Source organism: Clostridium sp. TF11-13AC, from assembly GCF_003481065.1.
GTDB classification, from domain to species: domain Bacteria; phylum Bacillota; class Clostridia; order Lachnospirales; family Lachnospiraceae; genus Otoolea; species Otoolea fessa.
Map to the genome: position 1 here is coordinate 143,415 of NZ_QUKJ01000001.1, position 26,483 is coordinate 169,897.

Consider the following 26,483-nt stretch of genomic DNA (forward strand, 5'->3'; position numbering starts at 1 on the left):
CTTTGGCGGATTCTTTTTCTCAAACTCTTGTGAAAAAACCGGGGATACGGTATAATGATACATTAGAATAGTAGAAATATAACAATTATGCAGGAAAGACTGTGGATATTCAGAAAACGATTGCAGCGGATTACGAAAGGGATATTTGCGATACCGAGGCAGCAAATCGGGCGTATCAGACGGATAGAAACAGGTAACAGGAGGATTAGTATGACCAGAAGAGAACTGAGAGAACATTGCTTTAAGCTGCTTTTCTGTGCGGATTTTTACCCGACGGATGAGATGCAGGAGCAGGTGGATGTATATTTTACAGAGCCGAAAGAGGAGGACGATGTTCCGAGCGGAATCGGCGATATCATCCATAATCCGATGTTAGACACCTTTGACGGCGGATACGTAAAGAGCAAGGTTGAGAAGATTCTGGATGTGCTTCCGGAGCTTGACAAGGCAATCGATGGGGTTGCACAGGGATGGACTACCCGCCGTATGGGCAAGGTGGAACTGACGATCCTGCGCCTGGCATTATACGAGATCAAGCACGATGACGATGTACCGGAGAAGGTAGCGATCAATGAGGCGGTCGAGCTGGCGAAGAAGTTCGGCGGCGATGATTCACCGGCATTTATCAACGGCATTTTAGCGAAGCTGGTATAAGCGATGGCTGGCGTATATTCGGTTTCGCAGGTTAATGCATACATTAAGAATATGTTCGCACAGGACTTTGCCCTGAACCGGATTTCGGTCAAGGGCGAGGTTTCTAACTGCAAATATCATACGTCCGGTCATATTTATTTTACCTTGAAAGACGATCTGGGAGCGATGCAGGCAGTTATGTTTGCCAGTAGGCGGAAGGGACTTACGTTCCGTCTGGAAGAAGGACAGCAGGTGGTCGTCAAGGGCAGTATCGAAGTGTATGAGCGGGATGGAAGATACCAGCTCTATGCCAGCGAGATCACGCTGGACGGCACGGGCGATTTATTCCGGCGCTTTGAAAAACTGAGAAATGAATTAGAAGAAATGGGGATGTTTTCCCCGGAATATAAAACGCCGATCCCAAAGTATGCAAAAACGGTCGGTATCGTGACGGCTAGCACCGGCGCAGCAATCCGGGATATTATCAATATCTCGGGACGGCGGAACCCTTACGTGCAGCTTGTCCTCTGCCCGGCATTGGTGCAGGGAGCAGGGGCAGCGCCGAGTATCGTGCGGGCGATCCAGACCCTGGATGCGCTGCATCTGGATGTGCTGATCGTCGGGCGCGGAGGAGGTTCGATTGAGGATCTGTGGGCGTTCAATGAGGAGAGTGTGGCGCGGGCGATTTTTGCGTGCCGGACGCCGGTAATCTCGGCGGTCGGGCATGAGACAGACGTTACGATCGCGGACTATGTGGCGGATCTGCGTGCCCCGACTCCTTCGGCGGCGGCAGAACTGGCGGTTTTTGATTACCACCTGTTTGAGCAGCAGTGCATAGCGGCGGCACAGCAGATGACGAAGCGGATGGAGCAGAAGGCGGAGCAGTATGCCTATCGTCTGGAGCGGTTTCGTCTGCGCCTGCAGCTTCACAGTCCGCAGAGCCAGTTAAATGAGAGACGGCAGTATCTGGAAGATGCGAGAGTTAAGATGGCGCGCCAGATGGAGAAAAAGATGTCCGATCTGCGCCATCGTCTGGAACTGGTGTGCAGCCGGATGGATGGTCTATCCCCGTTAAAAAAGATAAGCGGCGGATATGGGTTCGTGACGGATACAGATGGAAAACGTGTGGAGACAGTGACAGGATTGCAAGCTGGGGATACGCTGACCGTCCGTCTGCCGGATGGACGCGTGGAGGCGGAGATCCGGGAGGTTTATCAGGAAAACCTGCCTGGGTAAAAAAGTGGTTCATTGTGTTGCGTGTGAATCATAACAGAGAGATTTGAGAACACGTTTTCTTTCAGGAAAGATTCCGAGAGTATATTAGATAAAACAGGAGGCAGGATCGATGGAAGAAAATAAGGAAGAACTTTCGATCGAGGAAATGTTTGACCGTCTGGATGGCATTATGCGGACGCTGGAGGACAGCCGCAGCACGCTGGAAGAATCGTTTGCGTCGTATGAGGCGGGAATGCGTCTGGTCCGCGCCTGCAGTGAAAAGATAGATAAGGTTGAAAAACAGATTATGGTCGTAAACGGCGAGGAGACGGAGGCGTGACAGAGATGGAAAATGCAAAGGAACGGCTGGCACAGGCAGTCAAGGAAGCGGAAGAGATTGTATATTCTTATCTTCCGGCAGAGGAAGGGCATCAGAAAACGATCTTTGAAGCGATGAATTACAGTGTGAAGGCAGGCGGCAAACGCCTTCGTCCGATTCTGATGCGTGAGGTATACCGTCTGTTTGGCGGTCAGGGAAAAGAGATTGAGCCGCTGATGGCGGCGATCGAGATGATTCATACATCTTCCCTGATTCATGACGATCTTCCATGTATGGACAATGACGAGTACCGCCGTGGCAAAAAGACGACCTGGGTTGCATATGGGTATGATATGGCAGTTCTGGCGGGAGATGCCCTTCTGATCTACGCGATCGAGACGGCGGCAAAGGCATTTGCGATGACGCCGGATGCGGCAAAGGTGGGACGTTGTATCCAGATTTTATCCGAAAAAACGGGTATTTACGGCATGATCGGCGGTCAGACGGTGGATGTGGAACTGACGAATCAGCCGATTCCGAAGGATAAGCTGGATTTTATCTACCGTTTAAAGACGGGAGCACTTTTGGAGGCGTCGATGGTGATCGGAGCCGTGATGGCGGGCGCGAGCGAAGCTGAGTGCGGGACAGTAGAGCGTATGGCGGCGGCGATCGGTCTGGCGTTCCAGATCCAGGATGATATTCTCGACGTTACCAGCAGCCAGGAGGTGCTTGGAAAACCGGTTCTGAGCGATGAGAAAAACAATAAAACCACTTATGTGACATTGGAGGGAATCGAGAAATCGAAGCATGATGTCAAACAGCTTTCGGAGACGGCGGTTGATATCCTCTATTCCCTGCCTGGAAAGAATGAATTCCTCGAAGAGCTGATCGAGATGCTGGTCAGCCGTGAAAAATAAAAAATCCAATCGAAGACCGGGGACGACAGCGGATGTGGAAAACGGTTTGGGGGATGAAAGAATGGTATTAGATACGATAAAAGGACCGGAGGATGTAAAACGGTTGAGCGAGGAAGAACGCAAGGAGCTGGCGGCGGAAATCCGCGAGTTTCTGATCGAGACGACAAGCCGGACAGGCGGTCATTTGGCGTCCAATTTAGGCGTGGTGGAACTGACGATTGCAATGTTCTGCGCGCTGAATCTTCCGAAGGATAAGATTATTTGGGATGTAGGGCACCAGTCCTATACGCACAAGATTTTAAGCGGGCGGAAGGATAATTTTGATGGGCTGCGCCAGTATGGGGGCTTGAGCGGTTTCCCGAAGCGGAAGGAAAGCCCGTTTGATGCGTTCGACACGGGACACAGTTCGACTTCGATCTCGGCGGGGCTGGGGATGGCGCAGGGGCGCGATCTGCTGGGCGAGGATTATTCGATCGTTTCCGTCATCGGGGACGGCGCGCTGACCGGCGGCATGGCATATGAGGCGCTCAACAATGCGGGACGGCTCAAGACGAATTTTATTATTGTTTTAAATGATAATAATATGTCCATTTCGGAAAATGTCGGAGGTATGTCGCGGTATCTGAATAATCTTCGTGCAGATGAGGGCTACAATCTGTTGAAGAAGAATGTGGCGGGCACGTTATCGCGGATCCCGATGATCGGTTCGGATCTGGTCGGCACGCTGCTCCGGACAAAGAACAGCATCAAGCAGCTTCTGATTCCGGGCATGTGGTTTGAAAATATGGGAATCACGTATCTGGGACCGGTGGATGGACATGATATTAAGGGGTTGATCCGTATTTTCAGCGAGGCGAAAAAGATCAACCGCGCGGTGCTGATCCATGTGATTACGAAAAAGGGCAAGGGATACCGTCCGGCGGAGAAGAATCCGTCGGCATTTCACGGAGTTGAACCATTTGATATTGAAACGGGAAAACCGCTCCGGAAAAAGGAACATCCGGGCTATACAGATGTATTTTCCAGAGAAATCTGCCGTCTGGCAGCGGAAAATCCGAAGATCGTGGCGGTGACAGCGGCGATGCCGGATGGAACGGGGCTCAAACGGTTCTCGAAAGAATATCCGGACCGCTTTTTCGATGTGGGAATCGCGGAGGAACACGCGGTTACCTCGGCGGCGGGTATGGCGGCAGCCGGTCTGAAACCGGTGGTGGCGGTGTATTCGTCCTTTTTACAGAGGGCATATGATCAGGTCATTCACGATGTCTGTATCCAGAATCTTCCGGTTGTGTTCTGCGTGGATCGCGCGGGACTGGTCGGAAGCGATGGGGAGACGCATCAGGGTATTTTTGATTTGACATTTCTCTCCTCTGTGCCGAATATGAGCGTGATGGCGCCGAAGAACCGCTGGGAACTGGAAAAGATGCTGCAGTTTGCCATCTCCTACGATGGACCGATTGCGATCCGTTATCCGAGGGGCGAGGCGTACCGGGGCTTGAAGGAATTTCTGGCACCGGTTGAGTATGGCGTCAGCGAGATGTTGTATGAGGAGAGCGGGACGGCGCTTCTGGCAGTCGGAAGTATGGTCAGCACGGCAGAGCATATCCGGGAGAAATTAAAGAGTGCCGGGCAGCCGTGTACGCTAGTCAACGGGCGGTTTGTGAAACCGATGGATACCGACGTGATCGACCATCTGGCAGGAACGCACCATACGATCGTGACACTGGAGGAAAATGTCCTGCGCGGCGGTTACGGCGAGCGGGTGACGGATTATGTACAGAAGCATTATCCGCAGATCAAGGTAGTTAATATAGCGCTGCCGGATGCCTACGTCGAACACGGAAATGTGTCGGTGCTTCGGAATGAGCTGGGAATTGACAGTGATTCGATTCTGGCGCAGCTGAAACGTGAAGGTGTGCTGCAGACTGACGCGGAAGCATGATGGGAAACAAAAGAGTGGCAGCAGCGGAAGGAAGAACATAGAATGAAAGAACGGTTAGATGTACTTCTCGTCAAGAGAGGTCTGGCAGAATCCCGTGAGAAGGCGAAAGCGATCATCATGTCCGGGATTGTATATGTAGAAGATCAGAAAGAAGACAAGGCGGGTACGACCTTCGATGAAAATGCGAAGATCGAGGTACGTGGATCTACCTTAAAATATGTGAGCCGCGGAGGTCTGAAACTGGAGAAGGCGATGACGCATTTCGGAGTGACGCTGGATCAAAAGGTCTGTATGGATGTCGGCGCGTCCACAGGCGGATTTACCGACTGTATGCTGCAGAATGGCGCGGTCAAGGTGTTTTCGGTCGATGTAGGACATGGACAGCTGGCGTGGAAACTTCGCAATGATCCGCGTGTGGTCTGCATGGAGAAGACAAACATCCGTTATGTGACACCGGAGGATATCGGCGAGCCGGTAGATTTCTCTTCGATCGACGTTTCCTTTATTTCCCTGACGAAGGTTTTAGGTCCGGTCAAGGAGATTTTAAGCCCGGGCGGCGAGGTGGTTGCATTGATCAAGCCGCAGTTTGAGGCGGGACGTGAGAAAGTCGGAAAGAAGGGCGTTGTCCGCGAGAAGAGCACGCATCTGGAGGTCATTCAGATGGTGATGGCATATGCGGCAGAGATCGGTTTTGAGATCCGGAATCTGGAATTTTCCCCGATCAAGGGACCGGAGGGAAATATCGAGTACCTCCTGTACCTGCATAAACCGGAGCAGGCATCGGAGGAAACTGTGACTGGTGAGGAAGCACTTGCAAAAGCGGAAAAAGAGTGTCCGGTTTCACCGGAACAGGTTGTTGAGGAAGCTCACAGGGAGTTAGACAAAACATGAGAAATTTCTATCTGATTGTAAACCGCGAAAAGCCGCGTGTAGAGGAGGCAGCCGATCTGATTTGCAGCTTTTTTGCAGAACAGGGCTGCCGCTGCATCCGTCTGGATCGCCATGATGGACTTCGCAGGGACGCAGAAGTGGCTGCGGCATACCGCTATACCGATCGCCGGACGGTGCCGGAGGACACAGACTGTGTGATCTGTCTGGGCGGTGATGGAACGTTGATTCAGGCGGCGCGTGATCTGGCGGGACGGAAGATTCCACTGTTTGGCATCAATATGGGGCATCTGGGGTATCTGACGCAGATCGGGCATGAGGAGGACATTCTGCCTGCCATGCGGGATCTGATGGAAGATCACTACCGTCTGGAAAGCCGGATGATGCTCAAGGGGTGCGTGATTTCCGGCGGGAAGGTCGTCATGGAGGATATCGCGTTGAATGATATCGTCCTGAACCGTATGGGAATCGATGCGTTCCGGTTTGAGCTGGCTGTCAATGGACAGCTGTTTAACGAGTATTCGGCGGACGGCATGGTGGTTGCGACCCCGACCGGTTCGACGGCATACAACCTGTCAGCGGGCGGTCCGATCGTGGCGCCGGAGGCGGATCTGATGGTATTGACGCCTCTCTGCCCGCATTCACTCAATTCGCGCAGCATCGTTCTGCCGCCGGATAGCCATTTGAGTCTGCGGATTCAGACGACCGGGCGGACGAAGGTTTCGCTGAGCTTTGACGGCGATACGGTGGTTGATATTGAGCCGGGTGATACAATCGAGATAGCAAAATCAGAGATCGAGACGACATTGATACAGCTCAAACAGGTGCCATTTTTGGAAAATATACGGAACAAAATGAAACAGATATAAAAGGAGTCAGAGCCATGAAAATGGAACGTCACAGCAAGATTGTGGAATTGATTGGAAAATATGAGATTGAAACGCAGGAAGAGCTGGCGGAATATCTGAATAAAGAGGGATACAATGTCACGCAGGCAACGGTTTCCAGGGATATCCGGGAGTTAAAGCTGTCTAAGATCCAGACAGAAAACGGCGGACAGAAATATGCGGTTTTCCATCCTCAGACGGCGTTCAATGATAAATATACCCGTATTCTGCACGATAGCTTCGTTTCCATGGATATGGCGCAGAACATCCTTGTCATCAAGACGGTGTCAGGCATGGCGATGGCAGTCGCGGCAGCGCTCGACGCCATCCATTTTTCAGAGATTGTCGGCTGCATCGCCGGGGACGATACGGTCATGTGTGCAGTCCGTACGGTGGACGATACGATCGTGCTGATGGACAAGATCCGCAAGCTGATTGCGGGATGAGGGAAGGTGGGTTCACGCATTTTTTGCGGGAACCGCTGATAAGGAGGAACGGAAAGCGGATGCTTTATCATTTACGAGTGAAAAATCTGGCTCTGATCGATTCGGCGGAGGTGGAGTTCGGGGACGGACTCAACATTCTGACCGGTGAGACGGGAGCCGGAAAATCGATCATCATCGGTTCGGTCCAGATCGCGCTGGGCGGAAAAGCACCGAAAGAGATGATCCGCCGGGGCTGCGACAGCGCCTACATTGAATTGGTTTTCTCCATCGATGATGAGAGAAAGCGCGAGCAGCTGAAGGAACACGATGTTTACCCTGATGAAGAGGGAATTTTAATCATTTCTAAGAAAATCACACCGACCCGGAGCATCAGTCGCATCAACGACGAGACGGTAACGGCTGCAAGGCTGCGGGAGATCACGGGTCTTCTGATCGATCTGCACGGACAGCATGAACACCAGTCGCTGGTGAATGCGTCAAAACATCTGGAAATCCTCGATGCGTATGGCGGGGAGAAACTTCTCCCATTCAAACAGAATACGGAAGCTGCCTATCGCTTGTATATGCAGTTAAAACAGAAATGTGCCGCATTTGCATCCGATCAGGAGACGAGACTGCGGGAGATGGATTTCTGCCGGTTTGAGATCGAGGAGATTGAAAATGCCGCGTTAAAGGATGGCGAAGAGGAAAAGGTGGCAGCCGATTTTAAGCGGTTTTCCAATGCCAGACGGATCGCTGAGAGTCTTTCACAGGCATATGACGCGGTGTCCGGCGATGCGGTGTCGCGGGCGTTCCGTGAGATCGATGGTGCGATGGCATTTGACGAGGGATTGAAGGGGATCCGTGACGAGCTGTGCGATGTAGATTCCCTTCTTTCGGATCTTTCCAGGGAGATCGCCGGATATATGGACGATATGACCTTTGACGAAGCGGCATTTCGGGAGACACAGGAGCGGCTTGACCTGATCCGGAGCCTGGAAAACAAGTATGGGAAGACGATCCCGGAGGTACTTCAGGCGTTGGAAGAAAGGAAAGCGCGACTGCAGGAACTGGAGAATTATGATGAACTTCGGGAACAGGCGGAAAAAGAACTGGAACAGGCAGAAGCAGTACTGAAAGAACATTCCGAGGCATTGTCAGCAGCGCGTAAGCAGTTTGCCGGGGAGCTGGTGGAGAAGATCGCGGATGGGCTTCGGGAGTTGAATTTCCTTGATGTGCAGTTTGAGATGGAGTTTAGGCGGCTGGATCGTTTCACAGCGGGCGGCATCGACGAGCCGGAATTCCTGATTTCAACGAATCCGGGTGAGCCGATCCGGCCGCTCGGTATGGTGGCATCCGGCGGTGAGTTGTCGCGTATCATGCTGGCAATCAAGACGGTGCTGGCGGAGACCGATCAGGTTCCAACGTTGATTTTTGACGAGATTGACACCGGTATCAGCGGTCGGACGGCACAGATGGTATCGGAGAAGCTGCGGATCCTCTCCAAATGCCGTCAGGTCATCTGCATCACGCACCTGCCGCAGATCGCGGCGATGGCGGACCAGCACTTCGAGATCCGCAAATCTGCGTCCGATGGACGGACGGCAACCTCCATCCGCGCCTTAGACCGCGAGGCGATGGTGGACGAGCTTGCGAGACTTCTGGGCGGCGCGGAGATCACCGAGACCGTGCGGCAGAATGCGGAGGAGATGAAGAAGCTGGCAAAGAAGCGGAAGCTGGAGGTGTGATTATAAATTAAATATAAGATTCGGATTCAGAAAAATGTCGCGTAAGGCGGCATTTTTTTGATCCCCAGATACCAATTAGGTCGAAGTTTGACCGTTTGCGTCGAAGTGGTTTTGCCGCAGCTGTACTTTTCTTCCTCTTTGGTGAGAAAGTAGATTCAGGGGAGGAGAGCAACGCATGATAAAATTTGAACCATTGACACCGGAGAAGCTGATTGGTCTGCAGCCGTATTTTTCGCTGCGCCCGACGGACTGTGCAGAATCCCATTTTGCCTATCATCTGCTCTGGAGACCTTATTATGAGACAAAATACTATGCGGACGAAAAGGGGCTTGTGTGGCTTCAGAAGATCGATTATGATGAGCAGGCGACGATGGTCCCGGTCTGCGGTCTGGGGCATATGCGGGAAAACTTTGACCGTCTGCAGGCATATTTCACAGCAATCGGTGTGAAAATGCATATGTATCTGGTGGATGAGGCGGCGCTTGGAGCGATTCGTCCGGATCCGGAGCGCTATGAGGTGCTGGAGGATCGGGACAGCTTTGACTATATTTATTCCGGGGAAGAAATGCGTGTTCTTCCCGGAAGAAAATATTCAAAAATGAAAAACCGGATTTCGCGATTCCGTCGGGATTACGGGGAAACGGCAGAGTTTGTGATCCTGAATCCGGAGGATGAGGGCGAGATACGGACGTTTCTGGAACGCTGGTCTAAGAATAAGGAGAGCGACGATGATCTGAACCGGCTGGACAGCGAAGAGCAGGGGATCTTTGAGACAATCCGTTTTGGACGTGAGGCGGGGATCACGATGGCGGGAGTCCGGATAGGAGGAACTCTGGAAGCATTTTCAATGGGAACGATGAGTCAGGAGAGAAATATGACTGTTACCCATGTGGAAAAGGCGAATCTGGAGTTACGCGGACTTTATAATTACCTGGAAAAAGAATTTTTAACGCACGTTTATCCGGAGGCGGAATTTGTAAACCGGGAGGACGATATGGGACTTGAAAATCTCAGGCGGACGAAAGAGAGTATGCATCCGGTTCGCCTGGAGAAGAAGTATACGATTTTAGAGCGATAATCATAAAGATTAGAAAAACAATGTTTTTGGAATATAAAGTACAGAAAGAATTGTTTTGGTAGTGTTTCGGATAAGAATGATTGGAACGAGGCAGCCACCGGATAAAAAATATCGGGTGGCTGCCTCGGGGCTCTTGTAGAGAATCAGGTAATTCAGTGCGGTGAATGTCAAAAAATTCGATTCGGGTATTATTTTGATATATCATATAAGAAATTTGAATTAGAAAAAATTAGGGGCTGTGAAATAAGTCCCTTTGATATAAATTTGTACCTTAAAAATTTAACACGATATATAAAAACATTGGATTTTCTGGTAAAATATAGGTAAGATTTTGTGAGGTGATCCATATGTCTTTTGTTAAAAATGATAATCAACAACTTACTCTTTTAGATAGCACTTTCAATCTTACAGAAGATAGAATTATAAGACTATGAAGCGAGGTAGTGGATATGGAAAAAGACCCGTTTAAGGAATATTTGAGGGAGTCTGAACCGGATAAAGCTTATAAAAGTTATGCTTGGAGTACAGCAATCGGACTTCAGGCGGTGGACGGACTCAAACCATCTAAATATCTGATTGATACCGCCATTCAGAATATTGAAGGCAAAATCACGATGAAAGAAGCACAAAGTCTTATTGATAGCTACTATGAAGAAAGACCAGTGCATTTGTCGGATGATGAGCGTACCGAAGAAGCAGATAAGGTTTCGTTCCGTATTGCTGAAATTCTTTCTGAAACAGCGTTCTCATTTTCTCCGAATGAGTATATCTCTATTCACCGCAAACTCTTTCAGGGCATTTATAAACACGCCGGAAAGATTAGAGATTACAACATTACAAAGAAAGAATGGGTTCTTGATGGGGCAACTGTTATGTACGGTAGTGCATCTGAATTGAAAGCCACACTTGAATATGATTTTTCGCAGGAGAAGGATTATAGTTATAAAGGACTTTCAATGGACGAGATTATCCATCATCTTGCGGTATTCATTTCAAGATTATGGCAAATTCATATCTTTGGGGAAGGCAACACGAGAACAACGGCAGTGTTCTTCATCAAATATTTAAGGACGCTTGGGTTCTCTGCAACCAATGATATTTTTGCAGAAAATGCCTGGTATTTCAGAAATGCACTTGTGCGTGCAAACTATACGAACCTGCAAAAAGGCATTCACGAAACAACAGAGTATTTGGAAGCATTTCTCAGAAATTTGCTTTTGAACGAGAAAAATGAGCTTCATAATCGAAATCTTCATATAAGTGAACTTTTGAACGAAGAAAAAGTGGACATTGGGGACAAAAAAGTGGATGTTGAGAGTGGAAAAGTGGACATTCGAGACAAAAAAGTGGATATTGAAAGTTTACTTTTCGAAAAAAGTAGTGATTTCTCGGCAAAAACGACGATTCATATCCATAGACTTTTTGAAAAGTTTGGCTTTGATGAGGTGTTTGGAAGAAGTGCAGTTATGGAGCTTCTTGAGCTGAAAGGTTCAGGTGCTTCAAAACTTCTTTCCAATTTGGTAAAGGCAGACATTATTGAATCAGTATCCGGTCATGGAAAAGGAAAATATAAATTCAAGAAGTAGTTTAGGTATTGTAGAATTTCCACTCATCGAGTGGAAATTTTGCTTAATATGATAGAGATATTTTCCAGAAATCCGGATTTCATTATATTGGAAGATGATGCAGTTCTCACCCCGCTTCTGATAGATGATGAAATATCTAGTTTGTCGGCAATCCTTTTAAATGAAGCGTATTATGAATTGCTAAAAACCGGACAAAAGATGGTTGATGGCATTCCGGTATTAAGTCCGACTTGCCTGATACTATTTAAGGCGAAAGCGTGGCTGGATTTAAAAGAACGCAAGTTGAATGGAGATCAGGTTGACAGCAAAAATATAAAGAAACATAAAAACGATGTGTTCCGATTAGCACTGTTAATCACAGCCAATGGGCTGCACACTCAGCGCAAGAAGTATTGAGAATTTGCTGGCAGTCGGCTATAATGAGATCGAGAACATATGCGTGCAGAGGGGCGATGAATAGTCATCGACTGTGTGCATAAATAGGATTCATTTTGGGGGTTTTATGGGGGCTGAAAGCAAAACGAGGATGACAGAGGGAAGTATCTCTAAGAAGATTATTTTATTTGCCATACCATTGTTTCTGGGGAATCTGTTTCAGCAGCTGTATAATACAGCGGATTCCCTGATTGTAGGTAATTATCTTGGCAGCAATGCGCTGGCAGCAGTCAGTTCGTCGGGAAACCTGATTTTCCTGATGGTAGGTTTTATTAACGGTATTGCCATGGGAGCCGGTGTGGTAATTGCCAGGTATTATGGGGCGAAAAACAAGGATTATCTCCAGAGAGCGATTCATACAACCACAGCCTTCGGTCTGGTGGCCGGAATCACACTGACGGCTGCGGGAATGTATCTGGCACCGAAGATTCTGGTACTGATGGGAACACCGGCAGATGTACTTCCGGAATCGATTGTATATTTTCAAACCTATTTTGCAGGTTCTCTGGGTGTAGTCATGTACAATATTTTCGTGGGAATCCTGCAGTCGGTGGGGGACGGCCGCCATCCGCTGATCTATCTGATTATTTCCTCCTGTGTGAATGTGGTGCTGGATATCTTCTTTATTGCAGGACTTGGCATGGGAGTGGGATCGGCAGCCCTGGCAACGGCTATATCTCAGTTTGTCAGCGCGATTCTCTGTATGGTGCATCTGATGCGGGTGAAGGAAGATTACCGGCTGGAGCTTAGGAAGATTCGTTTTGACAGACATATGCTGAGGCAGATTATTCAGAATGGTGTACCTTCCGGTTTCCAGAACTCAGTCATTGCCATAGCCAACGTGTTTGTACAGTCCAACATCAATGCATTCGGTAAAATGGCCATGGCAGGCTGCGGAGCTTATTCTAAGGTAGAAGGTTTTGCCTTCCTGCCGGTGACCTGCTTTACTATGGCGATAACTACCTTTGTGGGACAGAATCTTGGGGCAAAGCAGTATGACAGAGCAAAGAAAGGTGCGAAGTTCGGTATCCTCTGCTCCATCTTCATTGCAGAACTGATTGGTATCACCATATATACGGCGGCACCGGTGCTGATTGCAGCATTCAACCGTGATCCGGATGTGATACATTATGGGGTGATGCAGTCCAGAACCATTGCGTTGTTTTATTGTTTATTGGCATTTACTCACTGTATCGCGGCTGTACTCCGGGGTTCCGGCAATGCTGCCGTGCCCATGATCGTTCTGCTCTGTGTATGGTGTCTGTTCCGTGTCAGCTACATCACACTGGCAGTGCGTCTGATTCCGGATATCCGGGTCATATTCTGGGCATACCCACTGACCTGGAGCATCAGCTCCGTGATTTTCCTGTTTTTGTTTTTAAGGGGAAATTGGGTGCATGGATTTGAGAAAAAAGTGACAGGGAGGTAACCAGATTAATGAATTATGCAGAATGTTTAGAACTGGCAAGAGGAAAAATGGGAAATTATTGCAAGGCTTGTCCGGAATGCAACGGAAGAGCCTGCAAAAATCAGATGCCGGGTCCGGGAGCCAAAGGAATCGGAGATACGGCGATTCGGAATTATGACAAATGGAAGGAAATCCGTGTCCAGATGGATACACTGGTGGAGAAACGTCCCATCGATACCTCTCTTTCGTTGTTTGGAAAGAATTTTCAGTATCCGTTTTTTGCAGGTCCGGTGGGAGCCGTGAATATGCATTACGGCGATTCACTGAATGATGTTTCTTACAATGATATATTAGTTTCTTCCTGCGCAGAGTTTGGAATTGCTGCTTTTACAGGAGACGGAATGGACAGCAATGTGATGGTGGCAGCCACGGAAGCCATCAAAAAGGCAGGGGGACTGGGAATTCCTACAGTGAAGCCATGGAATGTGGCGATGATTCGTGAAAAGATGGCGCTTGTCAAGGATGCAGGTGCTTTCGCGGCTGCCATGGATATCGATGCGGCAGGTCTTCCATTTTTGAAAAATTTCAATCCGCCGGCCGGAAGTAAATCAGTGGAGGAACTTCGTGAGATCGTGAAGGCAGCAGGAGTACCTTTTATTGTAAAAGGAATTATGACGGTAAAAGGAGCTTTGAAGGCTAAAGAGGCCGGTGCAGCAGCTATCGTGGTATCTAACCATGGAGGAAGAGTCCTGGACCAGTGTCCGGCAACGGCAGAGGTTCTGGAAAAAATAGCAAAGGCAGTGGACGGTTCCATGAAAATCTTCGTGGATGGCGGAATCCGTTCCGGTACCGATGTATTTAAGGCATTGGCACTGGGGGCAGATGCGGTTATCATAGCCAGACCTTTCGTCACAGCTGTCTATGGCGGAGGCCGAGAAGGGGTCGAAGCTTATATTCAGAAGATCGGAAGTGAGCTTGCAGATACCATGGCTATGTGCGGAGTATCTTCCCTTGCTGAAATCACCCGTGACTGTGTGAGAGTGTAAAAAAGTAAACTATCAAATATAGCAAAAATTAGTAGAAAGGGTGAGTGATATGCGTTTTAATCGTGTATTTGTAATTGTACTGGATTCCCTTGGAATCGGGCCCATGGCGGATTCAGCCAGATTTGATGATACCGGTGCGGATACGCTGGGGCACATCTCAGAAACAGTGGAACATCTGGATATTCCGAATCTGCAGAGATTGGGACTTGCCAATCTCAAGGCCCTTAAGCAGGTTAAGCCGGCAGAACATCCGGAAGGATATTTCATGGCGATGAATGAGGCGAGCAATGGTAAGGATACCATGACCGGTCATTGGGAGATGATGGGCATTCGGACAGATAAGCCATTTATCACATTTACAGAGCATGGCTTTCCCAAGGAACTGATTGACGAACTGGAAAAGCGCTGCGGCAGAAAGATAATCGGCAATAAGGCAGCCAGCGGAACGGAGATTCTGGAGGAGCTGGGTGAACAGGAAGTGAATGAAGGAAAGCTGATTGTCTACACATCGGCGGATTCGGTGCTTCAGATCTGTGGCAATGAGGAAACCATGGGACTTGAGACCTTGTATCATTACTGTGAGATTGCCAGAGAACTGACTATGCGGGATGAGTGGAGAGTTGGCCGTGTTATCGCAAGACCCTATGTGGGTAAAAAACGCGGCGAATTCAAACGGACAAGTAACCGCCATGATTATGCTTTGAAACCCACCGGACCGACGGCGCTGAATGCACTGAAGGATGCCGGATATGATGTGATTTCTGTTGGAAAGATTAACGATATCTTTGTGGGAGAAGGGATAACAGAAAGCAATCATTCCGATAGCAGCGTGCATGGCATGCAGCAGACCATCGATATCGCAAAGCGGGATTTCAAGGGACTTTGCTTTACCAATCTGGTAGATTTTGATGCGTTGTGGGGACATCGCAGAAATCCAGTGGGATACGGGGAAGAGATCGAAAAATTTGATAAAAAGCTGGGAGAGCTTCTGCCGCTGCTCCGTGAGGACGATCTGCTGATTCTGACGGCGGATCATGGAAATGATCCAACCTACAAGGGAACGGATCATACGAGAGAGCAGGTCCCGTTTATTGCGTATTCACCATCGAATACGGAAAGTGGGAAGCTTGACACCAGTGACACCTTTGCCGTCATCGGTGCGACTATTGCGGACAATTTTGGTGTTAAGATGCCGGAGGGGACCATCGGAACTTCTATTCTGGATCAGATAAAATAGATGACATTGGACTTGAAGTTAAAAACAGAAAGGCGGCGATTATATGGTTGATTATACAGAAGGAACGGGAAAACAGTACCACACAGGAATCGGTCCGGAGGATATCGGCGGATATGTCATCATGCCGGGGGACCCCAAGCGATGCAAGAAGATAGCAGAACATTTTGAAAATCCGGTGTTAGTTGCGGATAATCGTGAATATACCACATATACGGGAACCATCGATGGGGTAAAAGTCAGTGTGACGTCAACCGGCATCGGTGGTCCGTCAGCGGCTATCGCTATCGAGGAGTTATCCAAGTGCGGAGCCCATACTTTTCTGCGTGTGGGCACCTGTGGCGGTATGCAGGAGGATGTACTGGGCGGAGATATCGTAGTTGCAAGCGGAGCTATCCGCATGGAAGGAACCAGCAGAGAGTACGCTCCCATTGAGTACCCGGCTGTTCCCCATGTGGATGTTATGAATGCCATGATCCGTGCAGCGAAGAATCTGAAGTTCCGCTGTCATGCGGGCGTTGTACAGTCGAAGGATTCCTTCTTTGGACAGCATGAGCCGGAGGTGATGCCGGTCAGCTACGAGCTTGAAAATAAGTGGCAGGCGTGGCTTCGGATGGGATGCCTGGCATCGGAGATGGAGTCAGCAGCACTGTTTATCGCAGGCAGCTTCCTTCGGGTGCGTGTAGGTGCCTGCTTCCTGGTTCTGGCTAATCAGGAGCGGGCGAAAAAAGGTCTGTCCAATGAACAGGCCCATGATACAGAGGCAGCGATCCGGACAGCAGTGGAAGCCATCCGTATCTTGATTCAGGAGGATGCGAAGAATGAATAATGAGAGGATAGAAACACTCATCGAGGAAGCATTCGCAGCACGGAAAATGGCCTATACACCCTATTCTCATTTTCAGGTGGGGGCGGCTCTGCTGACTGAAAAAGGCGGGATTTACCGTGGCTGCAATATTGAAAATGCGGCCTATACACCGACAAACTGCGCGGAACGCACTGCCTTTTTTAAGGCAGTCAGTGAGGGTGAACGCAGCTTCACAGCGATTGCAGTTGTGGGAGGTCCGGAAGGAGCTTCGGAATTTGACTGGTGTGCGCCCTGTGGCGTGTGTCGTCAGGTGATGAAGGAATTCTGCCATGAGGATGCGTTTCAGATCATTCTGGCACGTTCGGTGAAGGAATATAAGGTCTATACACTGGCGGAGCTTCTACCGATGGGATTCGGACCGGATAATTTGCAGTAGGAATGCCGATTGCCTCATAAAGCTGGTATGCAGGTGTCAAAGACCCGCGCACTGTAATCTTACAGTTTCATTAATATAACTTAATATATTGGAACACCTTTTGACATTGCAAAAAAAACAGGGTACACTGTATGACAGGCGGGGATGGATTCACCATTTCCGCCTGTATTCAGAAGAAAAAGCGGACGCAGGTCCGATGAAAAATAGAAAAAGTGTGGGGAGTTTGGACGGATGGCTCAGAAAGAGTGGAAACGGGAAGAAATGAAACAGAATCAGGGAAGAACAGAGCAGAACCAGAGAAAAAAGGTTCAGAAAAAGACAGGGTATAGGGCAGTGCTGGCGGCCTCGATGTTTTTGATTGCTGCTTCGGCAGCCCTGTCAGCGTGCCAAAAATCACCGGCGGCTGAGACAACAGCGCAGACACAGGCGGCAGAGGAAACGGAGGGCGCGGTCAGCACGGCGCTCGGAGCGGCGGATCGGGTGCTGGAGGAGAATGGCATGCTGTACCTCAAATACCGCACGGAGATCCGTTCCCTTTCGAAGGAGACAGGCGAGATGAAGACGCTCTGCCAGTTTGACACAGGAGATGAAAACAGCACCTTCTGGGTCTACGGAGGCGGGCTGTATTTTGACCGGATACAGGCGGAGAGTGGCAGCACACAGGGCACGGAGCTTTATGGGCTGTACCGGCTGGATTTGGAGAGCGGTGTGGAAGAGCATTTAGCGGATCTGACGGATCAGCCGTCGGTGCTCTATGCGTCAAAGAACCGCCTGTATGTCAAGGGTTATAACATGAATGTCATTTATACGCTCGATGAGAATGGCAAAACAGCGGGAGAGTTGTCACCGTCAGACACGATCTACGGGGAGATTCCGGCAGGCTGCAGCGAGCTGTTTAATGGGATTCTTCCATATTATACGGAACAGTTTGGGTATATGCCGGTGCAGAATGAAACCTGCCTGGTGATTGCGGATGTGGACGGCAGCCATCCGAGGGAGATTTCGGATATTACGAATACATCGTCGGTGCTGTTTGCGAAGGACGCATTTTTTGCCCTGCTTCGGGATGGCAATGGAAATACGCAGTGTTACCGCTATGAGGTCTCTGACCCGGAGAAACGGACGCTTTTATATGAGACGGCGGAAAATATCAGCCTGGTGCAGTATCAGGACGGATATTTGTACCTGATGGAAAATCAGGCGTCCCAGATCAGCACGGGAAAGTATTCGTTTAAGCGGATTGCGGCGGATGCTAAGGCAGATGCAGCGGCAAATGCCGCCGAGGCGCAGAATGCGCTTTTTACGGTCGAGGAAGAGCCGGGCATGACGAATGATTTTTCTATGTATGGTAATTTTTATGTGACGGGAAATCAGGCATACTGCCAGCAGTTTAAGGATTACGGCGTTTATCTGGGCGAAAAAACGCTGGATGATGCGGCAGGCGGGGAAGTGACGTTGTTAGAGCCGGTTCTGTTCCAGTCTCCGATCCGGGAGCTGGGGCATGTCGAGGCGCAGTCGGAGACGTTAAAGAGTGCGGATGGAAGCCGGGAGCTGGGAAGTGTGTACGCAGAACGGCTGGTATTTGACGGAGAGGGCGATGCGGTCGAGGCGATGAACCAGACGATGCAGGAGCTGCAGGCGTCGGTTCTGTCGGCGGCGCGGACGGATTCCATGAATCTTGATACGGAGATGAGCATAGATACAGCGGAAACGGACGGATCGGAGGAAGAGGTACTTCCGCAGGAGGCGGATGCGGCGCAGCCGATCTATTCGATGGCGCTTACGATCGACGGAGATGACGCGATTACGTATCTGGATGATCATTATGTCTGCGTCCGTGCGGATGGATACGAATATACGGGCGGCGCACACGGAACGCCGTTCCGCCAGTATTTTGTCTTTGACCGGGAAACGGGGGCACGCCTGTCTTTGAGCGATGTGGTTGAGAATCCGGTGGAGGAGCTGCAGGCGAAGGTTGGTGCGGCATTCCGGGAGCTGGCGGAAAAGACAAATTTTGCCTTTGAATCACCGGAGGATCTGGAACATACGGTGGCAGACGGCATCAGCTACGAATCGCCGTTTTATCTGAGCGAGACGGGCGTGGTTTTCTATTATGCGCCGTATGAGATTGCATCGTATGCGGAAGGATTCCCGGAGGTAACAATTCCGTACAGCGAGTTAGAAATGCGGATTGCGCTTAGCAAGTAGGAATTTTCTGAACTGCAACAAATGCGGATTGCGCTTAAGTAGAGATCTTGAAGTTGAGAAAAAAATCGCTTATAATACTCCATAGAAAAATAGTGTCGAACGAATCTGAAAGAATGGCACAGGATGAGGAGGAAGCAGCATGAAGACAGTTGTTAAGGAAAATGCGAACGGCGGCAAAGGACAGGTAGTTGTAAAATACATTCTGGATGACAATGAGTTAAATGCAAAATGTAAGATGTTTGCCGAGGTAACGATCGCACCGGGATGTTCCCTGGGCTATCATGAGCACCACGGCGAGAGTGAGACGTATTATATCATCAAGGGACAGGGCGAGTACGATGACAATGGAACGAAACGTCCGGTTACCGTCGGTGATAAGACCTTCACGCCGGATGGCTGTGGTCATGGCATTGCCAATACCGGAGATGAAGATCTGGTCTTTATGGCATTGATCCAGCTGGATTAAGAGTGAAGAACAAAACAGAAAAAGGTAACTGTTCACAGTAACCAAAAAAGGCGCTGGCACGGGAAGTGGTTCGATGTGTCGGCGCTTTTTGCCATATATGTCCGGAAAATGCCTATATGTTTAAGCGGAAAAAATTGGAAATCAAAAAAACAGTGGATCAAAGAAAAAGGAGGTGTGCCTGCGTGAAACTATTTCATCTTTCTGATCTGCATATCGGGAAAATGTTAAATGGCTATAGCCTGCGCGAGAGCCAGAAGAATGCGTTTTTGCAGATACTTAAATATGCGGAGGAAGAGAAGCCGGATGCGATTCTGATATGCGGGGATATTTATGATAAATCGGTCCCGGCGGGGGAAGCGTATACGCTTTTTGACTGGTTTCTGACCGAGCTATCCGGGCGCTGTCCGGGGACGGAGATCCTGATCATTGCGGGAAATCACGATTCACCGGAGCGGCTGGCGTATGGCGCATCGTTTCTGGCACGCCACCGGATCCATATCGCGGCGCTGCCGCCGGCAGATCGGACGGAGTATTTAAAGCAGGTCACACTTACAGATGAGTGGGGACCGGTTCATTTTTATCTGGTACCGTTTATCCGTCCGGGTCATGTGCGCCATTTGTTTGACACCAATGGTTATACCGATGCATTCCAGAAACTCCTGGCGCGGGAGACGATCCGGAAGCAGGAGCGCAATGTGGTTCTGGCGCACCAGTTTTTTGTCTGGAACGGTCAGAATCCGGAAACCTGCGATTCGGAGACGGCGGTGCTGACCTCCGGAGGATTGGATGCGATCGATGCGTCGGTGCTGGAACCGTTTGAATATGCGGCGTTAGGGCATATCCACGGGGCACAGAAGGTAGGGCAGGAGCGGTTTCGCTATTGTGGGACGCCGTACAAATATTCGATCAGTGAAGAGCACCATCAGAAGGCAATCACGGTGGTGGAACTGGGAGAAAAAGGAAGTGAGCCGCAGATCCGCCGTCTGCCGATTCTCTGCCATCCCGATGTAAAGCGCGTGCGGGGGACACTGGAAGAACTCAAGCTGCTTTCAGATACGATGGAAAAGATGCCGGATGGAAGCGGACGCGCGGACGCGTATGTGAGCGTGGTCCTGACGGACGAAAAAGAAATGTACGATTTCCGGGAACGCCTGGAGGAGTTATTTGCGCATATTTTGGAGATCCGGGTGGACAATGAGAGGACGCGGAAACGACTGGAGGAAGAACCGGAGGAAACAGGGGCGGTGACGCCGTTTCAGGCATTTGCCTCTTTTTATGAGGCGGTGCGCCACTGCCCGATGACGGAGGAACAGGAGACGATTCTGGCGCGCATGGTGGAAGAGGCAGAGGAGGAGGAACGCGTATGAAACCGAAGCTGCTTACAATGTCGGCGTTTGGCTCTTATGGGGGCGTGACGCAGATTGATTTCGAACGGGCGGGGACGGGATTGTTCCTGATCACGGGCGATACGGGGGCAGGCAAAACGACGATCTTTGACGCACTCTCGTTTGCGCTCTACGGGGCGGCGAGCGGCGCCGGGAGAGAGGGAGCAATGCTTCGCAGCCAGTATGCACCGGAGAACGCGGAGACCTGGGTGGAACTGACGTTTGAGGACAAGGGGCAGGATTATACGATCCGCCGCAGCCCGGCATACACGCGCCTCAGCAAGCGGAAAAATAAGGACGGCGCGTACACGGCGACGAGTGTGGCGCCGAAAGCGTCTCTGCTTTTGCCGGATGGAAGTGAGGTGTCCGGTCGGATCCGTGAGATCGATGAGAAGATCCGGACGATCGTGGGCGTAGACCGCGATCAGTTTTCGCAGATCGCGATGATCGCACAGGGCGAATACATCCGTTTGCTCCATGCATCCTCCAAAGAAAGAAAAGAGATATTTTCGCGTATTTTCCATACCGGGATTTACGGTAGAATCCAGCAGAAGCTGCGGGAGGCAGATCGGACGCTGTATGGAAAGCTGGAGGATAACAAGACCCGGTGCGAGGAGGTCATCCGACAGGTGACGGTTCCACGGACGGAGGAGGCGGCAGCTTCGGAGTGGGAAGAAAGATGGCAGTCTTTGAAAGAGCGGTACCGGACAAATGGAGCGGAACTGCTTACATTTCTACATCAGTTGTCGGAGGAAAGCCGGAGGCTCGAGGAAGAGGCGGGGAGACTGGAGGAGAATGCAATCCAGAAGCTTGCCTCCGGACAGCACCATCTGGAACTTGTGAAAAAGGAAAAACGGGTTCTGGAAGAAAAGAGCCGTTTGGAAGCACTGGGACGGGAGATGGCGGAGAAGCGCCGGGAAGCTGCCGCAGCCTATGAGAGCCGGAAACCGGAGCTGGAGGTTCAGATCCGGCGGATGCAGGATGCGCTTCCGCTCTATGCGGAACAGGAGAAAAAACGGCAGGCATATGAAACCTTGGAACATCAACGGACGGCTCTGACCCAAAACCTGAAAAAAATGCAGAATCAGCTGGAAACGTGCCGTACACAGGAAGAAATACTTCGAAACCAGGAGCGGGAGGCGGTAGAGGCGCGCGCTGCCCTGGCAGAATGCCGGGGACGGCGGGAGCAGATGGAACGGCGCCAGTCGGTTTTGCAGGAGTTAGGGAAATGCTGTGAAGCGGAGCGGACATGGAGAAAGTCACTGGAAAAACGCCAGGAAAAATTTCAGGCAGCCGCGCGGGCGTACCAGCAGTCAGATCAGTTGTATCAGGACGCGTCCTGCCGCTTTCTGGCGATGCAGGCGGGACTTCTGGCGGCAGAGCTGCAGGAAGGAAAACCGTGCCCGGTCTGTGGCTCGCTGGAACACCCGGCTCCCTGCCGTCTGGAGACAGAGCCGATCCGGGAGGAACAGGTGGAAGCGCTGCGTGCCGGGCGGGATGATGCCGATCAGAAGCAGAGGACAGCCGCTGAGGCGTGCCAGGAGGCGCAGATCTCGCTGGAACATGAGAGCAGACGGCGGATAGAGATCCAGGGAAAACTGTACGGCCAAAATCAGGACAGCCCGGCAGCCCAGTCGGATGTGGATGCTCTGGAGAAGGAGCTACGGCAGATGGCACAGGAAATCCGGCGATGCAGGCAGGCGGAAACCACTTATACAGACCGGATTGCCATGGAAGAAACGATCCGGCAGAAACGGGAGGCGAACGGAGCCGAACAGAAGAAGCTGGAAGCTGCGCTGGAGCTTAAAAGAAGTGAGGTGCAGCAGGTGGCGATCGAGAGCCAGACGAGACGTAATGAGCTGGAGGAACTCTCGAAGCGGCTGGAGTGGAAAGACAGCCGGACACTCCAGGTGGAGCTTGAGAAGCGCAGCCGGGAGCTGGAAACACTTGCAGAGGCGGTGACAGCGGCTGATAAGAAAGCACAGGAGTGCCGGGAAAAATGCCGGGAGCTGGAGGGAAGCTTATCTTCGCTCCAGGAACGTTTTGAAGCAGATTCAGAAACAGAACCGGAAGAAAAAATCCAGCAGGCGATCCGGCACTGGGAAGAGGAAAAAACGCGCTGGTCGCGGCTTCACCGGGAACATATGTCGGTGCGGACGCGCAACGAGGATGCATATGCGGCACTTCGGGGGTATCTGCAGGAACGGGAGCAGCTTGACCGGGAAAAACAGCAGATCAGCGAGCTTTACCAGACGGCGGACGGAAAACTGAGCGGCGCGGCGCGGATCGATTTCCAGACGTATGTACAGCGCCAGTATTTCCGCCAGATGATACAGGCAGCCAACCGCCGCCTGCGCCGGATGACGAAAGGAACCTTTGAACTTCAATGCCGCGGTCTGGCCGATCTGGGAAAACAGGGAGAAGTGGGACTTGACCTGGATGTCTACAGCTTTGTGACCGACCGGGTCCGGGACGTCAAAACATTGTCTGGTGGAGAATCCTTTCTGGCGGCGCTTGCGATGGCGCTCGGCATGGCGGATGTCATCCAGAATGCGGCAGGCAGCGTGAAGGTGGATGCTATGTTCATTGATGAGGGGTTTGGTTCTCTGGATGAGGAATCACGGACGCGGGCGGTTCAGGTGCTGCAGGAGCTGTCCGGAGGAAAACGCCTGATCGGCATCATTTCCCATGTGACGGAGCTGAAAGAGGAGATGGGACACAAGCTGGTGGTAAAAAAAGGAAATGGCGGAAGTCAGGTGCATTGGGAGATAGAAGATTAGTATGACGGCGCAGAGCCGTTGTGTGACGAAAGAAAAGAGGCTATTTACATATGACAATCGTAATTCCAGGGATGGTGACGTTATCGCTCTTATCTCTGTTTTACTGCAGTATGCTGCCGGAGACGGGGCGGAAGGCGAGAATGCAGGCATTTGAGCGGCAATACATCGCTCACCGGGGATTTCATGACAACCGGAGTGAATGTCCGGAAAATTCGCTCCCGGCGTTTGAACACGCGATCCAGATGGGATATGGGATTGAGCTGGATGTACAGCTGACGAAAGACGGGGTTCCGGTCGTATTTCACGACTGGGATCTGAAGCGGGCGGCGGGCGTTGACCGGAAGATACGCGACTGTACCTTTGAAGAGCTGCAAAGCTATCGTTTGTTTGGTTCATCCCAGACGATACCGGCCTTTGAGGAAGTGCTTGAGCTGGCGGATGGGCGTACCCCGCTTATCATCGAACTGAAAGCAGAGATTGTCCACCGGGAGCTGTGTGAGAAATGCGCGGCGCTTTTAGATCGTTATCCGGGTGAGTACTGCATCGAATCGTTCAGTCCGCTGGCACTCGGCTGGTTTAAGCACCATCGTCCGAATGTTTTGCGCGGGCAGCTTGCGACCAATCACCGCGGCGAGGGCTTGAAAACGCCGGTCATTGTGCGGGAGATGCTTACATACTGTATGCTGAACGGATTTTGCAGACCGGATTTCATTGCGTACAACTGCCAGTTCAGCAACACGCTTCCGGTGGAAATGCTGCGCTATTTCTACAAATGTAAGATGGCGGCGTGGACGATCAAAAACCAGGGCGAATTAAACCGGCACCGGAAACAGTTTGATGTTTTTATTTTTGACAGCTTCGAGCCGGATCAATTCGTGAATTTTAACAAAAAACATTCTAAAAGATAGTGAGAAAGTCCTAAATTATGCTGGAAAAGTTGATTTTCTATGAAAATCTGCTATAATGGCTAGGACAATTTAATAATGAGAGATTATTACGAATTCGAGAGGACAAAGATATGAAAAAGAAACAGCTTCTTTCAGGCGTAATGGCACTTTTGTTATCTGCTTCACTCTGTGCATGCGGAGGCAGCAAGACAGCAGAAGGCACCTCAGAAGCAGCTGGCGAGTCCAGCGAAGCAGAGACCAGTAATACTCTTTCAGAAGGAACACCAGTACCAGGCGGCAGCGTTGTGTATGGCATGACGCAGGACCTGGCTAGTCTTGACCCCCATGTAGATACGGACGCAGGAACTAGAGACGTGGTTTTCAATTTGTACGAAGGGCTTGTAAAGCCTACTTCCGATGGCGGATTTATTCCGGCTGTTGCCAGCGATTATACCATTTCCGATGATGCAAAGACTTATACTTTCACATTGAGAGATGGCGTCACATTCCATGACGGCACACCGGTTACCATCGAAGATGTCAAATATTCCATCGATCGTTATGCGGAGATTCAGGGTGAATCCTCCGCTTTTTCTTCGCTTGTAGATAGTGTAGAGGTGCAGGATGACAAGACACTGGTTGTAAACCTGAAAGAAAGTTATTCAGAGTTTCTTCCGATGATGACGATTGCCATCATTCCGAAGTCCAACGAGGACCCGGCAGGCAATCCGATCGGTACCGGTCCATTCAAATATGTTTCCTACACACCGGGTCAGAACCTGGAGCTGGAAAAATATGACGGCTACTGGCAGGAGGGCGTTCCGAGCCTGGACAGCGTGGAATTTAAATTTATTGCCGATGTGGACACCGCATTTGTAGAGCTGCAGGCTGGCACCATCGACATTCTGAAATATTTAACCGCCGCACAAGCGGAGACGTTGGGCGATGAAGATTACAACATCGTACAGGGAAGCATGAACCTCGTCCATGCGATGTACTTAAACAGCGCTTACGAGCCGCTTTCCAAGACAGAGGTGCGTCAGGCACTCTGCTATGCGGTAGACCGCGATGCGATCAACAACTTTATTTTCGGCGGAAAGAGCCACATCATCGGCTCCCATATGATCCCGGCAATGTCGAAATACTATGAGCCGGAAGCAGAGACTGTATACAGCTATGATCCGGAGAAGGCAAAAGAGCTTCTGGCAGATGCCGGATACGCAGATGGCTTTGATCTGGAAATTACTGTTCCGAGCTCATACAGCCAGCACGTAGACAGCGCGCAGATCATCGCAGACGAGCTGTCCCAGGTCGGCGTCAACGTGACCTTAAATCAGGTTGAGTGGAGCACTTGGCTGCAGGATGTATACAAGGGAGGCAATTTCCAGGCGACCGTCATCGGTTTTGACGGAACGCTGGCACCAAGCGACTGGCTCAAGAAATATGTGACAGACGATGCGAAGAACTTCATGCATTACTCCAACACTGAGTACGACGATGTATTTAATACAGCATACACAACCGTTGATGACGATGTAAAAGTAGAAAACTACAAGAAGGCGCAGATGATCCTGGCAGAGGATGCGGCAGCCGTTTACATCGAAGATCCGGCGAACCTCGTAGCAGTCAGCAAGAAGTTTGGCGGCTACACCTTCTACCCGACGGCAGCAGAGGATATGTCCCTGTTATATCAGGTAGAGCAGTAAAATATACAGTTACAATCCAGCAAATTCCTGTTGCTACCACGTTTTC

General features: G+C 50.6%; 23 protein-coding genes. All 23 read left to right on the plus strand.

Translation table 11 applies throughout. The features are described from left to right. The first annotated feature begins 210 nt into the window (after nucleotides 1–210). The 23 genes from nusB to DXD12_RS00725 all read left to right on the plus strand — a co-directional run bounded on the left by nusB (nucleotide 211) and on the right by DXD12_RS00725 (nucleotide 26,437). Nucleotides 211–654: a transcription antitermination factor NusB gene (nusB, locus tag DXD12_RS00610; protein WP_107000295.1), complete on the plus strand. Its 444-nt coding sequence runs from the start codon at nucleotides 211–213 to the stop codon at nucleotides 652–654. A 3-nt stretch (nucleotides 655–657) separates the two neighbouring features. Continuing rightward, complete coding sequence (gene xseA / locus DXD12_RS00615) at nucleotides 658–1,869, plus strand: exodeoxyribonuclease VII large subunit (RefSeq protein ID WP_118636973.1); 1,212 nt, start codon at nucleotides 658–660, stop codon at nucleotides 1,867–1,869. A 109-nt stretch (nucleotides 1,870–1,978) separates the two neighbouring features. Continuing rightward, complete coding sequence (xseB, locus tag DXD12_RS00620; protein WP_107000293.1) at nucleotides 1,979–2,188, plus strand: exodeoxyribonuclease VII small subunit; 210 nt, start codon at nucleotides 1,979–1,981, stop codon at nucleotides 2,186–2,188. A gap of 5 nt (nucleotides 2,189–2,193) precedes the next feature. Further along, on the plus strand, nucleotides 2,194–3,084 hold the full coding sequence (locus tag DXD12_RS00625) for a polyprenyl synthetase family protein (RefSeq protein ID WP_117796477.1): 891 nt from the start codon (nucleotides 2,194–2,196) through the stop codon (nucleotides 3,082–3,084). Nucleotides 3,085–3,145: 61 nt separating this feature from the next. Then, nucleotides 3,146–5,026: a 1-deoxy-D-xylulose-5-phosphate synthase gene (gene dxs, locus DXD12_RS00630; RefSeq protein ID WP_107000292.1), complete on the plus strand. Its 1,881-nt coding sequence runs from the start codon at nucleotides 3,146–3,148 to the stop codon at nucleotides 5,024–5,026. Nucleotides 5,027–5,068: 42 nt separating this feature from the next. Next, nucleotides 5,069–5,917 carry a TlyA family RNA methyltransferase gene (locus DXD12_RS00635; protein ID WP_107000291.1) on the plus strand — a complete coding sequence of 283 codons (849 nt, stop codon included), beginning with the start codon at nucleotides 5,069–5,071 and terminating at the stop codon, nucleotides 5,915–5,917. After that, a complete protein-coding gene (locus tag DXD12_RS00640) occupies nucleotides 5,914–6,783 on the plus strand; it encodes an NAD(+)/NADH kinase (protein WP_118636975.1) in 870 nt (289 codons plus the stop codon). Before DXD12_RS00635 ends, DXD12_RS00640 begins: the two co-directional genes overlap by 4 nt. A gap of 14 nt (nucleotides 6,784–6,797) precedes the next feature. After that, nucleotides 6,798–7,247, plus strand: coding sequence for an arginine repressor (argR, locus tag DXD12_RS00645; protein WP_022359930.1), 450 nt, complete (start codon nucleotides 6,798–6,800; stop codon nucleotides 7,245–7,247). A 59-nt stretch (nucleotides 7,248–7,306) separates the two neighbouring features. Continuing rightward, a complete protein-coding gene (recN, locus tag DXD12_RS00650) occupies nucleotides 7,307–8,974 on the plus strand; it encodes a DNA repair protein RecN (protein ID WP_118636977.1) in 1,668 nt (555 codons plus the stop codon). Between the two features lie 175 nt (nucleotides 8,975–9,149). After that, entirely contained in the window at nucleotides 9,150–10,052 is a 903-nt protein-coding gene (locus DXD12_RS00655; RefSeq protein ID WP_118636979.1) for a phosphatidylglycerol lysyltransferase domain-containing protein, read from the plus strand. Between the two features lie 449 nt (nucleotides 10,053–10,501). Continuing rightward, nucleotides 10,502–11,638 carry a Fic family protein gene (locus tag DXD12_RS00665; protein ID WP_118636981.1) on the plus strand — a complete coding sequence of 379 codons (1,137 nt, stop codon included), beginning with the start codon at nucleotides 10,502–10,504 and terminating at the stop codon, nucleotides 11,636–11,638. 48 nt (nucleotides 11,639–11,686) lie between these two features. Then, the gene (locus tag DXD12_RS00670; RefSeq protein ID WP_118481804.1) at nucleotides 11,687–12,034 is read left to right on the plus strand and encodes a hypothetical protein; all 348 of its coding nucleotides are present in this window, start codon (nucleotides 11,687–11,689) and stop codon (nucleotides 12,032–12,034) included. A gap of 106 nt (nucleotides 12,035–12,140) precedes the next feature. Next, the gene (locus DXD12_RS00675; RefSeq protein ID WP_118636983.1) at nucleotides 12,141–13,502 is read left to right on the plus strand and encodes an MATE family efflux transporter; all 1,362 of its coding nucleotides are present in this window, start codon (nucleotides 12,141–12,143) and stop codon (nucleotides 13,500–13,502) included. 8 nt (nucleotides 13,503–13,510) lie between these two features. Beyond that, the gene (locus DXD12_RS00680) at nucleotides 13,511–14,527 is read left to right on the plus strand and encodes an alpha-hydroxy-acid oxidizing protein (protein ID WP_118636985.1); all 1,017 of its coding nucleotides are present in this window, start codon (nucleotides 13,511–13,513) and stop codon (nucleotides 14,525–14,527) included. A 49-nt stretch (nucleotides 14,528–14,576) separates the two neighbouring features. Further along, the gene (locus DXD12_RS00685; RefSeq protein WP_118636987.1) at nucleotides 14,577–15,764 is read left to right on the plus strand and encodes a phosphopentomutase; all 1,188 of its coding nucleotides are present in this window, start codon (nucleotides 14,577–14,579) and stop codon (nucleotides 15,762–15,764) included. A 43-nt stretch (nucleotides 15,765–15,807) separates the two neighbouring features. Further along, nucleotides 15,808–16,590 (plus strand): uridine phosphorylase, encoded by a 783-nt coding sequence (gene udp, locus DXD12_RS00690; RefSeq protein WP_022359925.1) that lies wholly within the window; start codon nucleotides 15,808–15,810, stop codon nucleotides 16,588–16,590. Next, nucleotides 16,583–17,005, plus strand: a complete 423-nt coding sequence (cdd, locus tag DXD12_RS00695) for a cytidine deaminase (RefSeq protein ID WP_118293287.1) — start codon at nucleotides 16,583–16,585, stop codon at nucleotides 17,003–17,005. Before udp ends, cdd begins: the two co-directional genes overlap by 8 nt. 231 nt (nucleotides 17,006–17,236) lie before the next feature. Beyond that, nucleotides 17,237–19,213 (plus strand): RsiV family protein, encoded by a 1,977-nt coding sequence (locus tag DXD12_RS00700; RefSeq protein WP_118636989.1) that lies wholly within the window; start codon nucleotides 17,237–17,239, stop codon nucleotides 19,211–19,213. A gap of 139 nt (nucleotides 19,214–19,352) precedes the next feature. Further along, entirely contained in the window at nucleotides 19,353–19,679 is a 327-nt protein-coding gene (locus DXD12_RS00705) for a cupin domain-containing protein (RefSeq protein WP_107000176.1), read from the plus strand. Between the two features lie 182 nt (nucleotides 19,680–19,861). Then, the gene (locus DXD12_RS00710) at nucleotides 19,862–21,046 is read left to right on the plus strand and encodes an exonuclease SbcCD subunit D (protein WP_118636991.1); all 1,185 of its coding nucleotides are present in this window, start codon (nucleotides 19,862–19,864) and stop codon (nucleotides 21,044–21,046) included. Then, the gene (locus tag DXD12_RS00715) at nucleotides 21,043–23,844 is read left to right on the plus strand and encodes an SMC family ATPase (RefSeq protein ID WP_118636993.1); all 2,802 of its coding nucleotides are present in this window, start codon (nucleotides 21,043–21,045) and stop codon (nucleotides 23,842–23,844) included. The genes DXD12_RS00710 and DXD12_RS00715 overlap by 4 nt, the downstream gene beginning before the upstream one ends. Nucleotides 23,845–23,894: 50 nt before the next feature. Continuing rightward, nucleotides 23,895–24,752, plus strand: a complete 858-nt coding sequence (locus tag DXD12_RS00720; protein ID WP_118636995.1) for a glycerophosphodiester phosphodiesterase family protein — start codon at nucleotides 23,895–23,897, stop codon at nucleotides 24,750–24,752. A 110-nt stretch (nucleotides 24,753–24,862) separates the two neighbouring features. Continuing rightward, nucleotides 24,863–26,437 (plus strand): ABC transporter substrate-binding protein, encoded by a 1,575-nt coding sequence (locus tag DXD12_RS00725; protein ID WP_118472064.1) that lies wholly within the window; start codon nucleotides 24,863–24,865, stop codon nucleotides 26,435–26,437. Nucleotides 26,438–26,483: the final 46 nt, after the last annotated feature.